The organism is Pseudomonas nitroreducens, from assembly GCF_014204515.1.
GTDB classification, from domain to species: domain Bacteria; phylum Pseudomonadota; class Gammaproteobacteria; order Pseudomonadales; family Pseudomonadaceae; genus Pseudomonas; species Pseudomonas nitritireducens_A.
Window position 1 is genome coordinate 107,436 of record NZ_JACHLI010000014.1, and the last position, 15,799, is coordinate 123,234.

Annotated in this window: 20 protein-coding genes and 4 tRNA genes; 13 read left to right on the forward strand and 11 right to left on the reverse strand. The window is 63.2% G+C overall.

The annotated features are described in order from the left end of the window. Positions 1-7: 7 nt before the first annotated feature. Both galU and HNP46_RS18165 read right to left on the reverse strand, forming a co-directional pair. Positions 8-847, reverse strand: coding sequence for a UTP--glucose-1-phosphate uridylyltransferase GalU (galU, locus tag HNP46_RS18160; protein WP_138215537.1), 840 nt, complete (start codon positions 845-847; stop codon positions 8-10). 209 nt (positions 848-1,056) lie between these two features. Continuing rightward, the gene (locus HNP46_RS18165; protein ID WP_184591573.1) at positions 1,057-1,491 is read right to left on the reverse strand and encodes a LexA family protein; all 435 of its coding nucleotides are present in this window, start codon (positions 1,489-1,491) and stop codon (positions 1,057-1,059) included. A 381-nt stretch (positions 1,492-1,872) separates the two neighbouring features. Between HNP46_RS18165 and HNP46_RS18170 the strand changes: the two genes are divergently transcribed. Beyond that, positions 1,873-2,292, forward strand: a complete 420-nt coding sequence (locus HNP46_RS18170) for a DUF3509 domain-containing protein (RefSeq protein WP_184591575.1) — start codon at positions 1,873-1,875, stop codon at positions 2,290-2,292. 109 nt (positions 2,293-2,401) lie between these two features. Here the strand turns inward: HNP46_RS18170 and HNP46_RS18175 are convergent. From HNP46_RS18175 to HNP46_RS18210, 8 genes are all read right to left on the reverse strand, one after another. Beyond that, a tRNA-Leu gene (locus HNP46_RS18175) sits at positions 2,402-2,487 on the reverse strand. 157 nt (positions 2,488-2,644) lie between these two features. Continuing rightward, positions 2,645-2,718 (reverse strand) — tRNA-Cys (locus HNP46_RS18180). A gap of 35 nt (positions 2,719-2,753) precedes the next feature. Then, positions 2,754-2,829 (reverse strand) — tRNA-Gly (locus HNP46_RS18185). Between the two features lie 67 nt (positions 2,830-2,896). Then, positions 2,897-3,457 (reverse strand): CDP-diacylglycerol--glycerol-3-phosphate 3-phosphatidyltransferase, encoded by a 561-nt coding sequence (pgsA, locus tag HNP46_RS18190; protein ID WP_184591578.1) that lies wholly within the window; start codon positions 3,455-3,457, stop codon positions 2,897-2,899. A 33-nt stretch (positions 3,458-3,490) separates the two neighbouring features. Then, positions 3,491-5,317, reverse strand: a complete 1,827-nt coding sequence (uvrC, locus tag HNP46_RS18195; RefSeq protein WP_184591719.1) for an excinuclease ABC subunit UvrC — start codon at positions 5,315-5,317, stop codon at positions 3,491-3,493. After that, entirely contained in the window at positions 5,317-5,961 is a 645-nt protein-coding gene (gacA, locus tag HNP46_RS18200; protein ID WP_184591580.1) for a response regulator transcription factor GacA, read from the reverse strand. The genes uvrC and gacA overlap by 1 nt, the downstream gene beginning before the upstream one ends. A 324-nt stretch (positions 5,962-6,285) precedes the next feature. Beyond that, a complete protein-coding gene (locus HNP46_RS18205) occupies positions 6,286-6,549 on the reverse strand; it encodes a hypothetical protein (RefSeq protein ID WP_260403200.1) in 264 nt (87 codons plus the stop codon). A gap of 209 nt (positions 6,550-6,758) precedes the next feature. After that, a tRNA-Ser gene (locus HNP46_RS18210) sits at positions 6,759-6,846 on the reverse strand. A gap of 134 nt (positions 6,847-6,980) precedes the next feature. Here HNP46_RS18210 and HNP46_RS18215 point away from each other — a divergent pair. The 7 genes from HNP46_RS18215 (at position 6,981) to HNP46_RS18245 (ending at position 11,230) form a co-directional block, all read left to right on the forward strand. Next, positions 6,981-7,646: a Bax inhibitor-1/YccA family protein gene (locus HNP46_RS18215; RefSeq protein ID WP_184591584.1), complete on the forward strand. Its 666-nt coding sequence runs from the start codon at positions 6,981-6,983 to the stop codon at positions 7,644-7,646. Positions 7,647-7,759: 113 nt separating this feature from the next. Continuing rightward, a complete protein-coding gene (gene tusD, locus HNP46_RS18220) occupies positions 7,760-8,152 on the forward strand; it encodes a sulfurtransferase complex subunit TusD (protein WP_184591587.1) in 393 nt (130 codons plus the stop codon). Beyond that, entirely contained in the window at positions 8,152-8,511 is a 360-nt protein-coding gene (tusC, locus tag HNP46_RS18225) for a sulfurtransferase complex subunit TusC (protein WP_184591589.1), read from the forward strand. The genes tusD and tusC overlap by 1 nt, the downstream gene beginning before the upstream one ends. Continuing rightward, positions 8,511-8,813, forward strand: a complete 303-nt coding sequence (gene tusB, locus HNP46_RS18230; RefSeq protein ID WP_184591601.1) for a sulfurtransferase complex subunit TusB — start codon at positions 8,511-8,513, stop codon at positions 8,811-8,813. The genes tusC and tusB overlap by 1 nt, the downstream gene beginning before the upstream one ends. After that, a complete protein-coding gene (locus HNP46_RS18235; protein WP_184591604.1) occupies positions 8,810-9,145 on the forward strand; it encodes a TusE/DsrC/DsvC family sulfur relay protein in 336 nt (111 codons plus the stop codon). The genes tusB and HNP46_RS18235 overlap by 4 nt, the downstream gene beginning before the upstream one ends. Next, complete coding sequence (locus tag HNP46_RS18240; RefSeq protein ID WP_184591606.1) at positions 9,142-10,140, forward strand: glycosyl transferase family protein; 999 nt, start codon at positions 9,142-9,144, stop codon at positions 10,138-10,140. Before HNP46_RS18235 ends, HNP46_RS18240 begins: the two co-directional genes overlap by 4 nt. 88 nt (positions 10,141-10,228) lie before the next feature. Beyond that, complete coding sequence (locus HNP46_RS18245; protein WP_184591608.1) at positions 10,229-11,230, forward strand: glutathione S-transferase family protein; 1,002 nt, start codon at positions 10,229-10,231, stop codon at positions 11,228-11,230. 94 nt (positions 11,231-11,324) lie between these two features. On the opposite strand, the gene HNP46_RS18250 is transcribed toward HNP46_RS18245, so the two are convergent. Further along, positions 11,325-11,531, reverse strand: a complete 207-nt coding sequence (locus HNP46_RS18250; RefSeq protein ID WP_184591610.1) for a hypothetical protein — start codon at positions 11,529-11,531, stop codon at positions 11,325-11,327. Positions 11,532-11,944: 413 nt separating this feature from the next. Between HNP46_RS18250 and paaA the strand changes: the two genes are divergently transcribed. The 5 genes from paaA to paaE are packed head-to-tail and all read left to right on the forward strand — an operon-like array spanning position 11,945 to position 15,633. Further along, the gene (paaA, locus tag HNP46_RS18255) at positions 11,945-12,937 is read left to right on the forward strand and encodes a 1,2-phenylacetyl-CoA epoxidase subunit PaaA (protein ID WP_184591612.1); all 993 of its coding nucleotides are present in this window, start codon (positions 11,945-11,947) and stop codon (positions 12,935-12,937) included. A 20-nt stretch (positions 12,938-12,957) separates the two neighbouring features. Continuing rightward, positions 12,958-13,239, forward strand: coding sequence for a 1,2-phenylacetyl-CoA epoxidase subunit PaaB (gene paaB / locus HNP46_RS18260; protein WP_017520939.1), 282 nt, complete (start codon positions 12,958-12,960; stop codon positions 13,237-13,239). A 10-nt stretch (positions 13,240-13,249) separates the two neighbouring features. Next, on the forward strand, positions 13,250-14,011 hold the full coding sequence (gene paaC, locus HNP46_RS18265) for a 1,2-phenylacetyl-CoA epoxidase subunit PaaC (protein WP_184591615.1): 762 nt from the start codon (positions 13,250-13,252) through the stop codon (positions 14,009-14,011). Then, a complete protein-coding gene (gene paaD, locus HNP46_RS18270; RefSeq protein WP_184591617.1) occupies positions 13,998-14,531 on the forward strand; it encodes a 1,2-phenylacetyl-CoA epoxidase subunit PaaD in 534 nt (177 codons plus the stop codon). Before paaC ends, paaD begins: the two co-directional genes overlap by 14 nt. A gap of 25 nt (positions 14,532-14,556) precedes the next feature. Next, complete coding sequence (gene paaE / locus HNP46_RS18275) at positions 14,557-15,633, forward strand: 1,2-phenylacetyl-CoA epoxidase subunit PaaE (RefSeq protein WP_184591619.1); 1,077 nt, start codon at positions 14,557-14,559, stop codon at positions 15,631-15,633. Positions 15,634-15,799 lie beyond the last annotated feature (166 nt).

Here is a 15,799-nt window from a genome sequence, read left to right on the forward strand (position 1 = left end):
TCTGGGGTTACCAGGCCTTGCCGGTCTTGTAGAGGTTTTCGTAGCAGAAGTTGGTCGCCTCGATGTAACCCTCGGCGCTACCGCAATCGAACCGCTTGCCCTTGAACTTGTAGGCCAGCACGCAGCCGTCCTGGGCCTGCTTCATCAGGGCGTCGGTGATCTGGATTTCACCGCCCTTGCCCGGCTCGGTCTGCTCGATCAGGTCGAAGATATCCGGAGTCAGGATATAGCGGCCGATGATCGCCAGGTTCGACGGCGCGTCTTCCGGCTTGGGCTTTTCGACCATGGTGTTCACGCGGTAGATGTCGTCGCGGATCATCTCGCCGGCGATCACGCCGTACTTGTTGGTCTCTTCCGGCGGCACTTCCTGGATCGCCACGATGGAGCAGCGGAACTGGTTGTACAGCTTGACCATCTGCTTGAGGACGCTGTCGCCTTCCAGGTTCAGGCACAGGTCGTCCGCCAGCACCACCGCGAACGGCTCGTCACCGATCAGCGGGCGGCCGGTCAGGATGGCGTGGCCCAGGCCCTTCATCTCGACCTGACGGGTGTAGGAGAAGGTGCATTCGTCGATCAGGCGACGAATACCGACCAGGTACTTTTCCTTGTCGGTGTTGCGAATCTGGTGCTCCAGCTCGTAGCTGATATCGAAGTGGTCTTCGAGAGAGCGCTTGCCGCGGCCAGTAACGATACCGATTTCGCCGAGACCGGCTTCCAGCGCCTCTTCAACGGCGTACTGGATCAGCGGCTTGTTCACCACCGGCAGCATTTCCTTGGGCATGGCCTTGGTGGCCGGGAGGAAGCGGGTACCGTAGCCGGCGGCCGGGAACAGACATTTCTTGATCATGGGAGTCCTTCGAGAGGGACAGGGGTGCGAGTTGCGCGCAGTCTAATCAGGCTGCGCCCGCCTTACAATGCCCCGGATTGCAAGCTGCACGACTTGTGCGAAATCTTGCTGACCGGTGCCAAGCGTATCTGACCACCCTTGCTCCGGAATAGTTCGAAAACCTACTGGCAAAAGGTCAGCACGATCCCCCGACCGCTCCTGCCCCAAGCTCAACTATCCCTGGCAGTCGCCAGCTCCACGGCAGAAATGCGCCGTCTCACCACTCCCCAGATCGACAGTTCATCGCCCTCTTCCACCTTCAGCGCCGGAAAGCCTTCCCGCGCCGCCAGCAAGGCGAACGAGCCATCGACGATTGCGAGCCTGCGGATCAATGGCTCGCCGTTGAGTGCCGCGACCACGATCTCCCCTGCGACCGCCAGCTCGGAGCGATCGACCAGCAGCAGATCGCTGTCACGAATACCGGCTTCCGTCATGTCTTCGCCATGAGCGCGGACTATGTAGGTATGAAGGGCCGCGGCACAGGCAGCCTGGCCGGGGCGGAGGACATCGTGGACTTCCAGAATGGCTTGCTGCATGGCGACATACTCGAATACTGTATATTCATACAGATAACAGAAGTTCGTCGGTCCATCAAGCCATTGCATGGAACCTCTGCAGGCAAACGCCGCTCAACCGATAGGACGGCGCACTGCTGGCGGTGGGCTACCCTTAGGGAGGGGTGAGGATATCGATATGAATCCAGGCACATTCGTTACGCTCATGATTCTCGGCTGGGTCGTGCTGGCCCTGGTGACGCTGTGGGCCATCCTGCGAGTCCCCCTGCGTCGCGCCCGCTTGCAGAAGGCCAAGCCGAAATCCCGCTCTTCCCGGCACCATCCCATTGCGCATTGATCCCAGCGCCACTTCTGGCATCGTGCAAAATGCCACGACTTTCCAGGCCCACCTTGCAAGGTGCATGGCGAAGCGGCAGAGATCACAATCTATCTAATTGATTTTAAAGGCTTTTTTATTAACGAGAAGCTGGCATGCAGCCTGCAATGTATGGGAAAGACCTTCCCTTCATTGCCGAGGACGACACCATGCCGATCGAACGTCTGCCTGCCGCCCAATATCTCTGCCAACAGTTCGCCGATTTCGAGGTGAGTTTCACCACCCGCCCGGACGGCAATCTGATCATGACGTTGAGCAAGGATGCAGGCGAGCAAACTGCCTGCCGCGTGGTGCGCCTCGAAGAGCAACGCAACGAGGAACTGCTGTGCAGCCTGGTCAACCGCATTCGCCGCGACCTCGCCACCGAGTACGGCCCGCTGCAGGAGCGCGATGCTGATCATTTCAAGGATCAGATGCCACTGCAGAACTTCTACGAGAACACCGAGCCGCTGCGCCAGCGCCGCATCGTCAAGGCCGGCGCGCGCCTGCGCTCCATGGCGAACATCGGCGCCTGAGCTTAGTCAGGGCATGAAAAGACCCGGCCAAGGCCGGGTTTTTTGTGTCCATGCAGCGCCTGCGAAGCAAACGGCAGGGTTCAGGGAGCGAGACATGGAGCAAGGAATATGGTGCCCGGAGCCGGACTCGAACCGGCACGCCCAAAGGGCGAGAGATTTTAAGTCTCCTGCGTCTACCGATTTCGCCATCCGGGCGGCAGCGCGTTGTACGTCATCCGGGCTCCTGGGAACCCGAAGGGGCTGGACTATATACAGCCCCCAACCTCGCACGCAAGCGGTCGAGGCTCGCATTCTGAAGTTGATCGGCTAAAGAAAAAGCCCTGTAAATCGAAGATTTACAGGGCTTTTCTATTGGAGGCTGAGGTCGGAATCGAACCGGCGTTCACGGATTTGCAATCCGGTGCATAACCACTCTGCTACTCAGCCATGACACGGATGACTCAACGCGAATCATCAAAATCTGGAGCGGGAAACGAGACTCGAACTCGCGACCCCGACCTTGGCAAGGTCGTGCTCTACCAACTGAGCTATTCCCGCTTTGTCGTGTTGACGGGCGCCATTCTAACGATTCAGAAATGCCTGTCAACTCCTTGATTCAAAAAAGTTATTTTTCTTTCGGGGCCGTATTCAGGTGCGGCCAGGCGGCCAGCAGATAGTGCAGCATCGACCACAAGGTAAGAATCGCGGCAATGATCAGCAGTGCGTAGCCTACCAGCACCCAGAAGGTCATCAGTGGCGGGTTGGCCAGCAGGATGACCAACGCCAGCATCTGTGCAGCGGTCTTCCATTTGCCCAGGCTGGAAACGGCCACGTGCGCCCTTGCGCCGATTTCCGCCATCCATTCGCGCAGAGCGGAAACGACGATCTCGCGACCGATGATGATGGCGGCCGGCAGGGTCAGCCAGAGGTTGGCATGCTCCTCCACCAGCAGCACCAGCGCCGTGGCCACCATCAGCTTGTCCGCTACCGGATCGAGGAAGGCACCGAACGGCGTGCTCTGCCCCAGCCTGCGCGCGAGATAGCCGTCCAGCCAGTCCGTCGCTGCCGCCAGGGCGAATACGGAACTGGCCGCCAGGTGGCTGGCCGGGAACGGGAGGTAGAACAGCAGGATGAAGATTGGGATGAGCAGAACGCGGAGCAGGGTTAGCAGGTTCGGGATATTCATCGGGTCGGAAGGTCTGCGAGTTGAGCCGGCATTCTACTCGCTGTGCAGTGCAGCATAAATCTGCTCTGCCAGCTTTTTGCTGATGCCGGGGGCCTTGGCGATTTCATCGATACTGGCTCTACCCAGTTCCTGCAACCCACCGAAGTGTTTGAGCAGATCGCGGCGGCGCTTGGGACCAACGCCCGCCACATCTTCCAGGGTCGAGGTACGGCGGGCTTTCCCGCGACGTGCGCGGTGGCCGGTAATGGCGAAGCGGTGAGCCTCGTCGCGAATCTGCTGGATCAGGTGCAGCGCGGGCGAGTCGGCGGGCAAGGTGAATTCGTGTTCGGCGTCGTTGAGATAAAGGGTCTCCAGACCGGGCTTGCGGGTCACGCCCTTGGCGACGCCCAGCAAGGTAAGACCGACGACCGCCAGTTCCTGGAGCACCTCCTGGGCCATTGCCAACTGCCCCTTGCCGCCATCCACCAGGAGGATGTCGGGCATCTTGCCCTCGCCTTCCTTCAGGCGACTGAAGCGGCGGGTCAGCGCCTGGTGCATCGCGGCGTAATCGTCGCCGCCGGTGATGCCTTCGATATTGAAGCGGCGGTAGTCCGACTTGAGCGCGCCTTCCGGGCCGAATACCACGCAGGACGCCACCGTTGCCTCGCCGCTGGAGTGACTGATGTCGAAGCATTCGAGTCGCTGCGGCGGCTCGGGCAGGTCCAGTGCCTCACCCAGCGCATCGAAACGCGCCGCCATGTGCTGGCGATTGGCAAGGCGCGCCGCCAGGGCCTGCTCGGCGTTGGTGACGGCCAGCTGCTGCCAGCGCGCGCGGGTAGTACGCACGCGGTGGCTGATTTCCAGCAGCCGCCCGCGAGACTCTTCAATGGCGGCAGCGAGGATCGGGAAGTCCTCGTGCACGGCGTTGACGATCAGTTCGCTGGGCAGGTCGCGCTCGTGATGGCTGAGGTAGTACTGGCCGAGGAAAGCCAGCAGCACGTCGCCCACCTCCTCCTCGATCGCTACCTGCGGGAAGAAGTTCTTGCTGCCCAGCACACGGCCGCCGCGCACGCTGATCAGGTGCACGCAGGCGCCGCCCGGAGTCACGATTGCCGCCACCACATCGACGTTGCCGGTGCCGAACTCCATGCTTTGCTGGTCCTGCACGCGACGAAGAATCTGCACCTGGTCACGCAGCTCGGCGGCCTTCTCGAAGTCCAGGCGCATCGCCGCCTGCTCCATGCTGGTGGACAGTTCCTCCGCCAGCACATTGCTGCGCCCCTCGAGGAACATGATCGAGTGGCGCACGTCTTCGGCGTACTCCTCCTCGCTCACCAGGCCGACGCAGGGCGCCTTGCAGCGCTTGATCTGGTATTGCAGGCAGGGGCGCGTGCGGTTGCGGTAATAACTGTCTTCACACTGCCGGACGAAGAACGCCTTCTGCAGCAGCGCCAGGCTTTCACGAATGGCGCCGGCGCTCGGGTACGGCCCGAAATAGCGCCCTTTCGCCTTCTTTGCACCGCGGTGGATGGTCAACCGTGGGTACTGGTCTTCGCTGGAAAGGAAGACGTACGGATACGACTTGTCGTCGCGCAACAGGATGTTGTACGGCGGCCGCCACTCCTTGATCAGCGTCTGCTCCAGCAACAGCGCCTCGGTCTCGTTGGCGGTGATGGTGGTCTCGACCTGGGCGATCTTCGCCACCAGGGCAGCCGTCTTGGGCGCCAGGCCGGTCTTGCGGAAATAGCTGGAGAGGCGCTTCTTGAGGTCCTTTGCCTTGCCGACGTAGAGCAGCTTGGCTTCCGCATCGAACATGCGGTAGACGCCCGGCCGCCCGCTGCAGGTGGCCAGGAAGGCCGCCGAATCGAATGGCGCCATGATCAGATGCTGGTATCGACCATGCCGTGCCGGACGGCCAGCAGCGCCAGTTCGACGTCGCTGGTGATCGAGAGCTTCTCGAAGATGCGGTAGCGGTAGGTATTCACGGTCTTGGGTGACAGGCAGAGCTTGTCGGAAATGCTCTGCACCTTGTGGCAGTTGGCGATCATCAGCGCGATCTGGATCTCGCGTTCGGACAGGGTATCGAACGGCGAGGCGTTCTTTTCCGGCTCGAAGGATTTGAGCGCCAGGCTCTGGGCAATCTGCGGGCTGATATAGCGCTGCCCGGCAAATACCTGGCGAATGGCCTGGACCATCTCCTCCAGCGCCGCGCCCTTGGTCAGATAGCCGGCCGCCCCTGCCTGCATGAGGCGGGTCGGGAACGGGTCTTCTTCACAGACGGTCACCACCACCACGCGCACGTCCGGCTGGCTGCGCAGCAGCTTGCGGGTCGCTTCCAGGCCGCCGATGCCCGGCATCTTCACATCCATCAGCACGACATCGGGCTTGAGCTCGCGGGCCAGCTGCAATCCGCGCTCGCCGGAGTCGGCCTGGCCAACGACCTGCAGACCGTCGATATCGGCCAGCATGCGGGTAATTCCGGTGCGCACCAGATCGTGATCATCGACCACCAGCACCTTAATCACGCAGCACCCCTTGAAGGAAAATGGAATGGCGAAGACCCGGCAGGAGCTTCGGACAATTGCCGAACCTTAACAGAAAGCAGCTCTACGACCTAGCTTGGAAGCGCTTCGTCAAAATGCAAGCGCCAGAGAAATCAGGTCGCGAATGGGCAGATGCTGGCAGAATGCCCTCAAACCGTCTAGGACGCGCGTACCGGAAATTTCAGCGCCCTGAACGAATGATCGGAAGAAAAGAAGGACTTTGTTTGCACGGTTCCCGAAATCAGCGTCGGCCATTCGAGACCGCCATCTGTTGCGAACCCGCCAGACTTTGTCCGCCCTGGCGACTCAGGCCTCGATGGCATCCAGCAGGACCCAGGGCTTGTAGCCCTCGGCACGCGCGGCCTTTTCCGCCTCCAGGATCGCCTCGGTACGGCTCAGCGAGCGCGAGCGGTGCTCGAAGCGAAAGGCCGGGCCGCTGTTGCCCCGTACGCTCAGGACGACCAGATAGCCGCGCATGGGGTTGCTGGCTTCCCGCACACTTTTTACTTTTTTGGGAGCGACACCCAGCGCTTCGCGCATCTGCCGCTCGAGATCTTCGACTTGGTTCATTAAGAGTTTTCCGGGTAGTAGGACGAAAAGTCTAACTGAGAGGATCAACGCCCTACAGAATCATCCATCGGGATGAGTGACATTTCGTGGACTTGTTCAAATTGCGCCGTCATCGGTTAACCGGCCGCCGCCAACTTGGCGACTTTGCCCGCAGCCTTGCCGCAGAAACGCGAAAGCCCCGCATTGCGGGGCTTTCAACGTTGTAATAGTGGCGGAAGCGTAGAGATTCGAACTCTAGGACAGTTGCCCGTCGACGGTTTTCAAGACCGTTGCCTTAAACCACTCGGCCACGCTTCCACATGAGCGGGCGGCAATAGTACCGGATCGCAACACACTGTCAAACTCTGATGATTCAGCACGCTTTTCCCTCTGTTATGATGCGTCCCACTACGGCCATGGATCCGTATCCCGCTTAACAGGAGTGTCTCGACATGCAAGAACGGCAATATCTCGACTCCACAGCCGTGGAGCAGAAAGAGGTCAGCGGTGTCCTGCGCAATACCTACGGCCTGCTGGCACTGACCCTCGCCTTCAGCGGCGTGGTCGCCTACGCCTCGCAGCAGCTGCGCCTGCCCTACCTCGGGCCGATCGTTACCCTGCTGGGCTTCTACGGTCTGTTCTTCCTCACCGTGAAGCTGCGCAACAGCGGCTGGGGTCTGATCAGCACCTTCGCCCTGACCGGTTTCATGGGCTACAGCCTCGGCCCGATCCTGAACATGTACCTGGGCATGGCCAATGGCGCGAGCGTGATCTCGTCGGCCTTCTTCATGACCGCCCTGGTGTTCTTCGGCCTGTCCGCCTACGTGCTGACCACCCGCAAGGACATGAGCTTCCTGTCCGGCTTCATCACCGCAGGCTTCTTCGTCCTGCTGGGCGCCGTACTGGTCTCGCTGTTCTTCCAGATCAGCGGCCTGCAACTGGCCATCAGCGCCGGTTTCGTGCTGTTCTCCTCGGCGATGATCCTGTTCCAGACCAGCGCGATCATCCACGGTGGCGAGCGCAACTACATCATGGCCACCATCAGCCTGTATGTGTCGATCTACAACCTGTTCATCAGCTTGCTGCAGATCTTCGGCATCATGAGCAGCGACGACTGATCGCCGCACTCTCCGGAAAAGCCCGTTTCGACGGGCTTTTTTCATTTCCGGCGGGGCAAAGAAGGCACGGTGCCGTATCATTTGCGCGATACACCGCCGCTCGAAGCCCAATCATGAAGTTCGTCATCGCCCTTTTCTCACAGCCGCACTCCCCGGCCGCCCGACGCGCCCTGCGCTTCGCCGAGGCGGTGCTGGCCGGCGGCCATGAAATCTCCCGGCTGTTCTTCTACCAGGATGGCGTGCACAGCGCCTCGGCCAATGCCGTCTCCGGCCAGGACGAACTGGATGTCGCCGCCGCCTGGACGCGCTTCGTCAGCGACAACCGGCTGGACGGCGTGGTCTGCATCGCCGCCGCCCTGCGCCGCGGCGTACTGAACGCGGAAGAAGCCAACCGCTACGCGCGCCCGGCCGCCAACCTTGTCGCGCCCTGGGAGCTTTCCGGTCTCGGACAGCTGCATGAGGCCGTGCAACTGGCGGACCGCCTCGTCTGCTTTGGAGGCGATTGATGGCCAAGTCCCTGCTCATCATCAGCCGCCAGGCGCCCTGGGCCGGCCCCGCTGCGCGCGAGGCGCTGGATATCGCCCTCGCCGGCGGCGCCTTCGATCTGCCGATTTCGCTGCTGTTCCTCGATGATGGCGTGTTCCAGCTCGCCCCCGGCCAACGCCCGGCCAGCATCGAACAAAAGGACCTGCAGGCCAATCTGCAAGCACTGCCGCTGTTCGGCGTGGAGTCGCTCTATGCCAGCGCCCTCAGCCTTGCCGAGCGAGGCCTGGACGCCGCCAGCCTGACCCTGCCGGCCCAGGCACTGGACACCGCGGCCCTGCGCAGCCTGCTGCAAACCCACGACCAGGTGATCACGATCTGATGGCTACTCTCCACCTGCTCTCGCACTCCCCGTTCAACGATGGCCGTTTCGAAAGTTGCCTGCTCCTGCTCGGAGATGACGACGGCATCCTGCTGTCCGGCGATGCCACCCATGCCCTGCAGCCCGGCAGCACTCCCGCCCAGGCACTGCTGGCACTGTCCGCCGGCAACGCCCTGTTCGCCCTGCAGGAAGACCTGCAGGCACGCGGGCTGGACGATCTCCCCAGCCGCGTGGTCGCCGTGGACTATCCCGGCTTCGTCGACCTCTGCACCCGCTTCGACAAGGTGAACGCCTGGCTATGAACACTCTACTGGTCAACGGCCAGGCCCTGCCGCTGGACAAGGACGGCTACCTGGTCGAGCTCAGCGACTGGAGCGATGCCGCCGCCGAAGCCCTGGCGTACAACGAAGGCATCCACCTGACTCCCGAACACTGGGAAATCCTCCTGCTGCTGCGCGAGTTTCATGGCGAATTCCAGCTGTCGCCGGCCAACCGCCCGCTGATCAAGTACGTGGCCCAGAAGCTGGGCGCGGAAAAAGGCAGCAGCCTGCACCTCAACCTCCTGTTCAAGGGCACCCCGGCCAAGCTTGCCGCCAAGCTCGCCGGCCTGCCGAAGCCGACCAATTGCCTATGACCGCCGCCCCGCTCGTCCTGCAGACACCCGCCGAACATCCCTTCGCCCAGTTCGTCCGCATCCTCGGCAAGGGCAAGCGCGGCGCCCGCGGTCTGACCCGTGAGGAGGCGCGCGAAGCACTGGGCATGATCCTCGACGACAAGGTCGAGGAAGCCCAGCTCGGCGCTTTCCTGATGCTGCTGCGGCACAAGGAGGAAAGCGCGGAAGAACTGGCCGGCTTCACCGAAGCGGTGCGCCAGCGCCTGCAGGCGCCGAAGATTGCCGTGGACCTGGACTGGCCCAGCTACGCCGGCAAGAAGCGCCACCTGCCCTGGTACCTGCTGGCCGCCAAATGCCTGGGCGGCAGTGGCACGCGCATCCTGCTGCACGGCGGCGGCGCGCATACCGCCGGCCGGGTGTACAGCGAACAGTTGCTGGAACAACTCGGCTTGCCGCTGTGCCGTGACTGGAACTCGGTCAGTGCTGCAATGGATGCCAAGGGCATAGCCTTTGCCCCGCTGGTGGACTGGATGCCGCGCCTGCAGCACATGATCGACCTGCGCAACACCCTGGGCCTGCGCTCCCCCATGCACTCGGCCGTGCGCCTGCTCAACCCGCTGGGCGCCACCTGCGTGCTGCAGAGCATCTTCCACCCCGGCTACCAGGAAGTGCACCGCGAAGGCAGCCGCCTGCTCGGCGATTACGCCATCGTCATCAAGGGCGAAGGCGGCGAGATCGAGATGAATCCGGATGCCACCTCGCATCTCTACGGCTGCCGCTCTGGCGAGGCCTGGGACGAGGAGTGGCCGGCGCTGTCGCCGCTGCGTCACGTCAAGCCGGAAACGCTGGAGCCGGCGCATCTGGTCGCCTTCTGGCGGGGCGAGATCGAGGACGCCTACGGCGCGCTGGCGGTCCGCGCCACCCTGGCGCTCGCCCTGCGCGCCACAGGGCTGCAGCGAGAGGAGGCTTTCGCAGAGGCTGATAGACGCTGGGCTGCGCGGGATAGATCGATTTAATCGATATCTGGAATCCTGTTTTTGCGCTAAACAATCGAGCTGCAGCCGATAGACTGATCCCATCTCCCCCGTTTTCTGGAGCAATCAGATGGGACAGTTGATCGATGGCCGCTGGCATGACCAGTGGTATGACACCAGCAAGGACGGCCGCTTCCAGCGCGAGAACGCCCAGCGCCGCAGCTGGATCACCGCCGATGGCCAGCCCGGCCCCACCGGCGAAGGCGGCTTCCGTGCCGAAGCCGGTCGCTATCACCTCTACGTGTCGCTGGCCTGCCCCTGGGCCCATCGCACGCTGATCTACCGCCAGCTCAAGGGCCTGGAAACGCTGATCGACGTTTCAGTGGTCAGTTGGCTGATGCTGGAAAACGGCTGGACCTTCGACGAGGCGCTCGGCTCCACAGGCGACAAGCTCGATGGCCTGACCTTCCTGCATCAGCGCTACACCCGGGACGATGCGAATTACACCGGCCGCGTAACCGTGCCGGTGCTGTGGGACAAGCACGAGCAGCGCATCGTCAGCAACGAATCGGCGGAGATCATCCGCATGTTCAATAGCGCCTTCGACGGCATCACCGGCAATACCCTGGATCTCTATCCGGAGCCGCTGCGCGCACAGATCGATGAGCTGAACGAGCGCATCTACCCGGCGGTGAACAACGGTGTCTACCGCGCCGGCTTCGCGACGACGCAGGACGCCTACGAAGAGGCCTTCAAGACCCTGTTCAACGAGCTGGACTGGCTGGAAGAACGCCTGGGCCAGCAGCGCTACCTGGCAGGCGAGTACCTGACCGAAGCCGACGTGCGCCTGTTCACCACGCTGATCCGCTTCGACGCGGTCTACCACGGCCACTTCAAGTGCAACCTGCGGCGCCTGGCGGGCTATCCGAACCTGTCCGGCTGGCTGCGCGAGCTGTATCAGCTGGAGGGCGTTGCCGGAACCGTGGACTTCCAGCACATCAAGAACCACTACTACGCCAGCCACCGCACCATCAACCCGACCGGCATCGTGCCGCTGGGCCCGCAGCAGGGCTTCAGCGGGCCACATGGGCGCGATCACCTGCCGGGCAAGGGCATCGCTCGCAAAGCGTAATCCCGGCGCAGGGGCGGACCTGTAGTGGTCCGCCCGCCGCGGGCACCGCCATGGCAGCTGGTAGCCGAATGCCGGCGATGTTGCTGGTAGCAGGTCACTGCGTTTCGTATAGATAGATAGCTGCCGCGCGAACGCCCTGGCAGTCGGCACCCACGCACAACGCTCCCGCCCCTTCAATCGGGCGACCACAAGCTTGCTCGCAGCACTTTTCGAGCGAAGAAAGCCGTGGTTTTTTTGGCGTGCCGCGCTCTTCCTGAGCCCCGTCCACGGCACGCTTCATCTGCGCCAGTTGTTTTTCCAACTCGCTGATCCGCTGAGCATCATCCCTGGAGCTCCGCCCGCGATCGCTCCCCGCCTGCTCCGAAGCCAGCCCACCGCGACGCCTCTCGCCTCAAAACCGCAGCAACGATTGATTCATAAAAACACGTTTCTGTATCACTTATCAGTCTTCCTGATACGCAGTGACGATACTTGGCGGCTCTGCAGCAACAGCCAAACCTCCCCTACACCACTCGCGTTATCGCCGAATTTGTATGCTCAATCTAGAAATACTCGGTTTTCCCGAGCCGTCCGCGACCGCCGAAATCCCGCCAAGCGATACCGAATCCAATTACGACACATCATTTAGTGTTAGACATTCATTTCTGTATCATTTAAAAAGACAGCCATGGCCAAGGCCGTCCCACGAACAAGACAAAAGGCTGGAGACACAGCATGTACGCACAACTGGTTGAGACCGGCGTGAAGCGCATCAAGGCGCTGGATGAGATGTCGCCGGAAGAACGCGCCTTCCAGGAAAAGATCGACGCCGAGGTGAAGATCGAGGCGAAGAACTGGATGCCCGACGCCTACCGCCAGACGCTGATCCGGCAGATTTCCCAGCACGCCCACTCGGAGATCGTCGGCATGCTGCCCGAAGGCAACTGGGTGACCCGCGCGCCGACCTTGAAGCGCAAGCTGCAGCTGATGGCGAAGATCCAGGACGAAGCCGGCCATGGCCTGTACCTCTACAGCGCCATGGAAACCCTGGGCGCCGACCGTGACACCGAGATCGCCAAGCTGCATTCGGGCAAGGCCAAGTACTCGAGCATCTTCAACTACCCGACGCTGAACTGGGCCGACATGGGTGCAGTGGGCTGGCTGGTGGATGGCGCCGCCATCGTCAACCAGGTAGTGCTCCAGCGCACCTCCTACGGCCCCTACTCCCGCGCAATGATCCGCATCTGCAAGGAAGAGAGCTTCCACCAGCGCCAGGGCTACGAAATCCTCCTGACCATGATGCGCCACGGCACCCAGGCGCAGAAGGACATGGTCCAGGACGCTATCAATCGCCTGTGGTGGCCGTCGCTGATGATGTTCGGCCCGAGCGACGCCGACTCTCCCAACAGCGCCCAGTCCATGGCCTGGAAGATCAAGCGGCAGAGCAACGACGAGCTGCGCCAGCGCTTCGTCGACCAGACTGTGCCGCAGCTGGAACTGCTCGGCTGCACCGCCCCGGACCCGCACCTGAAGTGGAACGAGGAACGCGGTCACTACGACTTCGGCGACATCCAGTGGGAAGAATTCTACGAAGTGCTCAAGGGCAACGGCCCGTGCAACACCGAGCGCGTCGCCACCCGCCGCAAAGCCATCGAAGACGGCGCCTGGGTCCGCGAAGCCGCGGTCGCCTACGCCCGCAAACAACAACAGAAGAAAGACGCCGCCTGAGCCGCGAGGAGAGAAAAGTCATGTCCGAGTGGACTTTGTTCGAAGTATTCGTGCGTAGCAAACACGGCCTGAACCACAAGCATGTCGGCAGCGTCCACGCCGCCGACGCCGCGATGGCCATCGAGAACGCCCGCGAGCTGTACACCCGCCGCAACGAAGGCGTGAGCCTGTGGGTGGTGCCCTCCGCGCTGATCACCGCCTCCTCCCCCGACGAGAAGGACCCGCTGTTCGACCCGTCCCAGGACAAGGTCTACCGCCACGCCAGCTTCTACGAGCTGCCGCCCGAAGTCGGCCACATGTGAGACGCGTGCGATGAACCCGAACAACGACAAGATCGAATACCTGCTGCGCCTCGCCGACAGCGCCCTGATCCAGGGCCAGCGCCTGTGCGAATGGTGCGGCCATGCCCCGGCGCTGGAAGAAGAACTGGCGCTGATGAACGTCGGCCTCGACCTCGTGGGCCAGGCGCGCAACTGGTACGAGTACGCCGTGGAACTGCTGGACGACGGCCGCGACGCCGACGCCCTGGCCTTCCGCCGCGACGAGCGGGCCTTCCGCAACCTGCTGCTGGTGGAGCAGCCCAACGGCGACTTCGCCGTGACCATCACCAAGCAGTTCCTCTATGACGCGTGGCACTTCCATGTGCTGCATGCCCTGAGCAGTTCCAGCGACGAGCGCATCTCCGCCATCGCCGCCAAGGGTCTGAAGGAGGTCACCTACCACCTGCGCCGCTCCGGTGAGTGGATGCAGCGCCTGGGCGACGGCACCGAGGAAAGCCGCGCGCGCATGCTCGCGGCGATCCCGCAGGTGTGGCGCTTCACCCTCGAACTTTGCAACGCGGATGACATCGAGCAGCGCCTGTTCGAGGCCGGGGTCGCACCGAACCCGACCGAGCTGGCCAATGCCTGGAAGTCCAAGGTCGCCGACATCTTCGCCGCCGCGACCCTGCCGCTGCCCGAACCCGCGGTGAACTTCTACCTCAGCGGCCGCCGCGGCCTGCACACCGAGCACCTGGGCATCCTCCTGGCCGAGATGCAGTTCCTCCAGCGGGCCTACCCCGATGCGACCTGGTGAGCTGATTACCAGCGACCGCGGCGCACGCGCCGGCACGGCTGACGACCTCAGCCGCGCCTGGCACGTGCTCGGCGCGGTGATGGACCCGGAAGTGCCGGTGGTCAGCGTCGTCGAGCTGGGCATCGTGCGCGGGCTCGACTGGCAGGACGGGCACCTGCACGTGGTGGTCACCCCCACCTACTCCGGCTGCCCGGCCACCGAGGTCATCGAGCAGGACATCCAGCACGCCCTGGAGCACGCCGGCTTCGCCGCGCCGCAACTGGAGCGCCGGCTGAATCCGGCCTGGACCACCGACTGGATCAGCGACAGCGGTCGCGAGGCGCTGCGCGTCTACGGCATCGCCCCGCCGGCCGGCAGCACCAGCAAGCGCAGCCTGCTCGGCGAAAGCCCGGAAGTCTGCTGCCCGCAGTGCGGCAGCGCGCACACCGAGCTGCTCAGCGAGTTCGGCTCCACCGCCTGCAAGGCCCTGTACCGCTGCGTCGATTGCCGCGAGCCGTTCGACTACTTCAAGTGCATCTGAGCGGCACCGCCGCCGGAGAAGAACAATGAGCAAGTTCCACAGCCTGAAAATCAAGGAAGTGCGCACGGAAACCCGTGACGCCGTGTCCATCGCCTTCGACGTCCCGGCGGACCTGGCCGACAGCTTCCGCTTCCAGCACGGCCAGCACCTGGTCATGCGCACCCAGCTGGGTGGCGAGGAAGTGCGCCGCTCCTACTCCATCTGCAGCGGCGTCAACGATGGCGAGCTGCGCGTGGCGATCAAGCGCGTACCGGGCGGGCGTTTCTCCGCCTACGCCAACGAGGCGCTGAAGGTCGGCGCCAGCCTGGAAGTCATGCCGCCGGCCGGCCACTTCAATGTCGAACTGGACCCGGCGCGCCACGGCAACTACCTGGCGGTCGCCGCCGGCAGCGGCATCACGCCGATCCTGTCGATCGTCAAGACCACCCTGGAAACCGAGCCGCACAGCCGCGTCACCCTGCTCTACGGCAATCGTTCGAGCAATGCCGCGATGTTCCGCGAGCAGCTCGAAGACCTGAAGAACCGCTACCTGCAGCGCCTCAACCTGATCTTCGTGTTCAGCCGCGAGCAGCAGGACGTGGACCTCTACAACGGCCGCATCGACGCCGACAAGTGCGGCCAGCTGTTCAGCCGCTGGCTCGACGTGAAGAGCCTCGACGCCGCCTTCATCTGCGGCCCGCAGGCAATGACCGAGACCGTGCGCGACCAGCTCAAGGGCAACGGCATGCCGGCCGAGCGCATCCACTTCGAACTGTTCGCCGCCGCTGGCAGCGAGAGCAAGCGCGAAGCCCGCCAGGCCGCCGCCGCGGTCGACAGCGCGAAGAGCCGGATCACCGTGATCAGCGATGGCCGCGAGCTGTCCTTCGAGCTGGCCCGCAACAGCGTCAGCGTGCTCGACGCCGGCAACGAACAGGGCGCCGAACTACCCTACTCCTGCAAGGCCGGCGTGTGCTCGACCTGCAAGTGCAAGGTGGTCTCCGGCGAGGTGGAGATGGACAGCAACTTCGCCCTGGAAGACTACGAAGTGGCGGCCGGCTACGTGCTCAGCTGCCAGGCGTACCCGATCAGCGACAGCGTGGTGCTGGACTTCGACCAGCTCTGATTTTCGGCTCTTCGTAGGAGCGAGCTTGCTCGCGAACCGCCCCCTGCCGAATCCGGCATGAAGCGGAACCCTGATCGCGGACGGAGTCCGCTCCTACGCGGGGTTCGACATTGGGTAGGAGCGGACTCCGTCCGCGATCGGCCCCGCCCCACGACAGATCGTTCCC

Excerpts from the sequence above, each read along its gene's own strand:
- paaA (WP_184591612.1), top strand. The coding sequence starts at position 11,945 with ATGTACGCACAACTGGTTGAGACCGGCGTGAAGCGCATCAAGGCGCTG.
- HNP46_RS18205 (WP_260403200.1), bottom strand. The coding sequence starts at position 6,549 with ATGAACCAAGTCGAAGATCTCGAGCGGCAGATGCGCGAAGCGCTGGGT.
- HNP46_RS18240 (WP_184591606.1), top strand. The coding sequence starts at position 9,142 with ATGACCGCCGCCCCGCTCGTCCTGCAGACACCCGCCGAACATCCCTTC.
- HNP46_RS18215 (WP_184591584.1), top strand. The coding sequence starts at position 6,981 with ATGCAAGAACGGCAATATCTCGACTCCACAGCCGTGGAGCAGAAAGAG.
- HNP46_RS18170 (WP_184591575.1), top strand. The coding sequence starts at position 1,873 with ATGCAGCCTGCAATGTATGGGAAAGACCTTCCCTTCATTGCCGAGGAC.
- tusD (WP_184591587.1), top strand. The coding sequence starts at position 7,760 with ATGAAGTTCGTCATCGCCCTTTTCTCACAGCCGCACTCCCCGGCCGCC.
- paaB (WP_017520939.1), top strand. The coding sequence starts at position 12,958 with ATGTCCGAGTGGACTTTGTTCGAAGTATTCGTGCGTAGCAAACACGGC.
- HNP46_RS18245 (WP_184591608.1), top strand. The coding sequence starts at position 10,229 with ATGGGACAGTTGATCGATGGCCGCTGGCATGACCAGTGGTATGACACC.
- tusB (WP_184591601.1), top strand. The coding sequence starts at position 8,511 with ATGGCTACTCTCCACCTGCTCTCGCACTCCCCGTTCAACGATGGCCGT.
- galU (WP_138215537.1), bottom strand. The coding sequence starts at position 847 with ATGATCAAGAAATGTCTGTTCCCGGCCGCCGGCTACGGTACCCGCTTC.
- paaD (WP_184591617.1), top strand. The coding sequence starts at position 13,998 with ATGCGACCTGGTGAGCTGATTACCAGCGACCGCGGCGCACGCGCCGGC.
- paaC (WP_184591615.1), top strand. The coding sequence starts at position 13,250 with ATGAACCCGAACAACGACAAGATCGAATACCTGCTGCGCCTCGCCGAC.
- paaE (WP_184591619.1), top strand. The coding sequence starts at position 14,557 with ATGAGCAAGTTCCACAGCCTGAAAATCAAGGAAGTGCGCACGGAAACC.
- HNP46_RS18165 (WP_184591573.1), bottom strand. The coding sequence starts at position 1,491 with ATGCAATGGCTTGATGGACCGACGAACTTCTGTTATCTGTATGAATAT.
- HNP46_RS18235 (WP_184591604.1), top strand. The coding sequence starts at position 8,810 with ATGAACACTCTACTGGTCAACGGCCAGGCCCTGCCGCTGGACAAGGAC.
- tusC (WP_184591589.1), top strand. The coding sequence starts at position 8,152 with ATGGCCAAGTCCCTGCTCATCATCAGCCGCCAGGCGCCCTGGGCCGGC.
- pgsA (WP_184591578.1), bottom strand. The coding sequence starts at position 3,457 with ATGAATATCCCGAACCTGCTAACCCTGCTCCGCGTTCTGCTCATCCCA.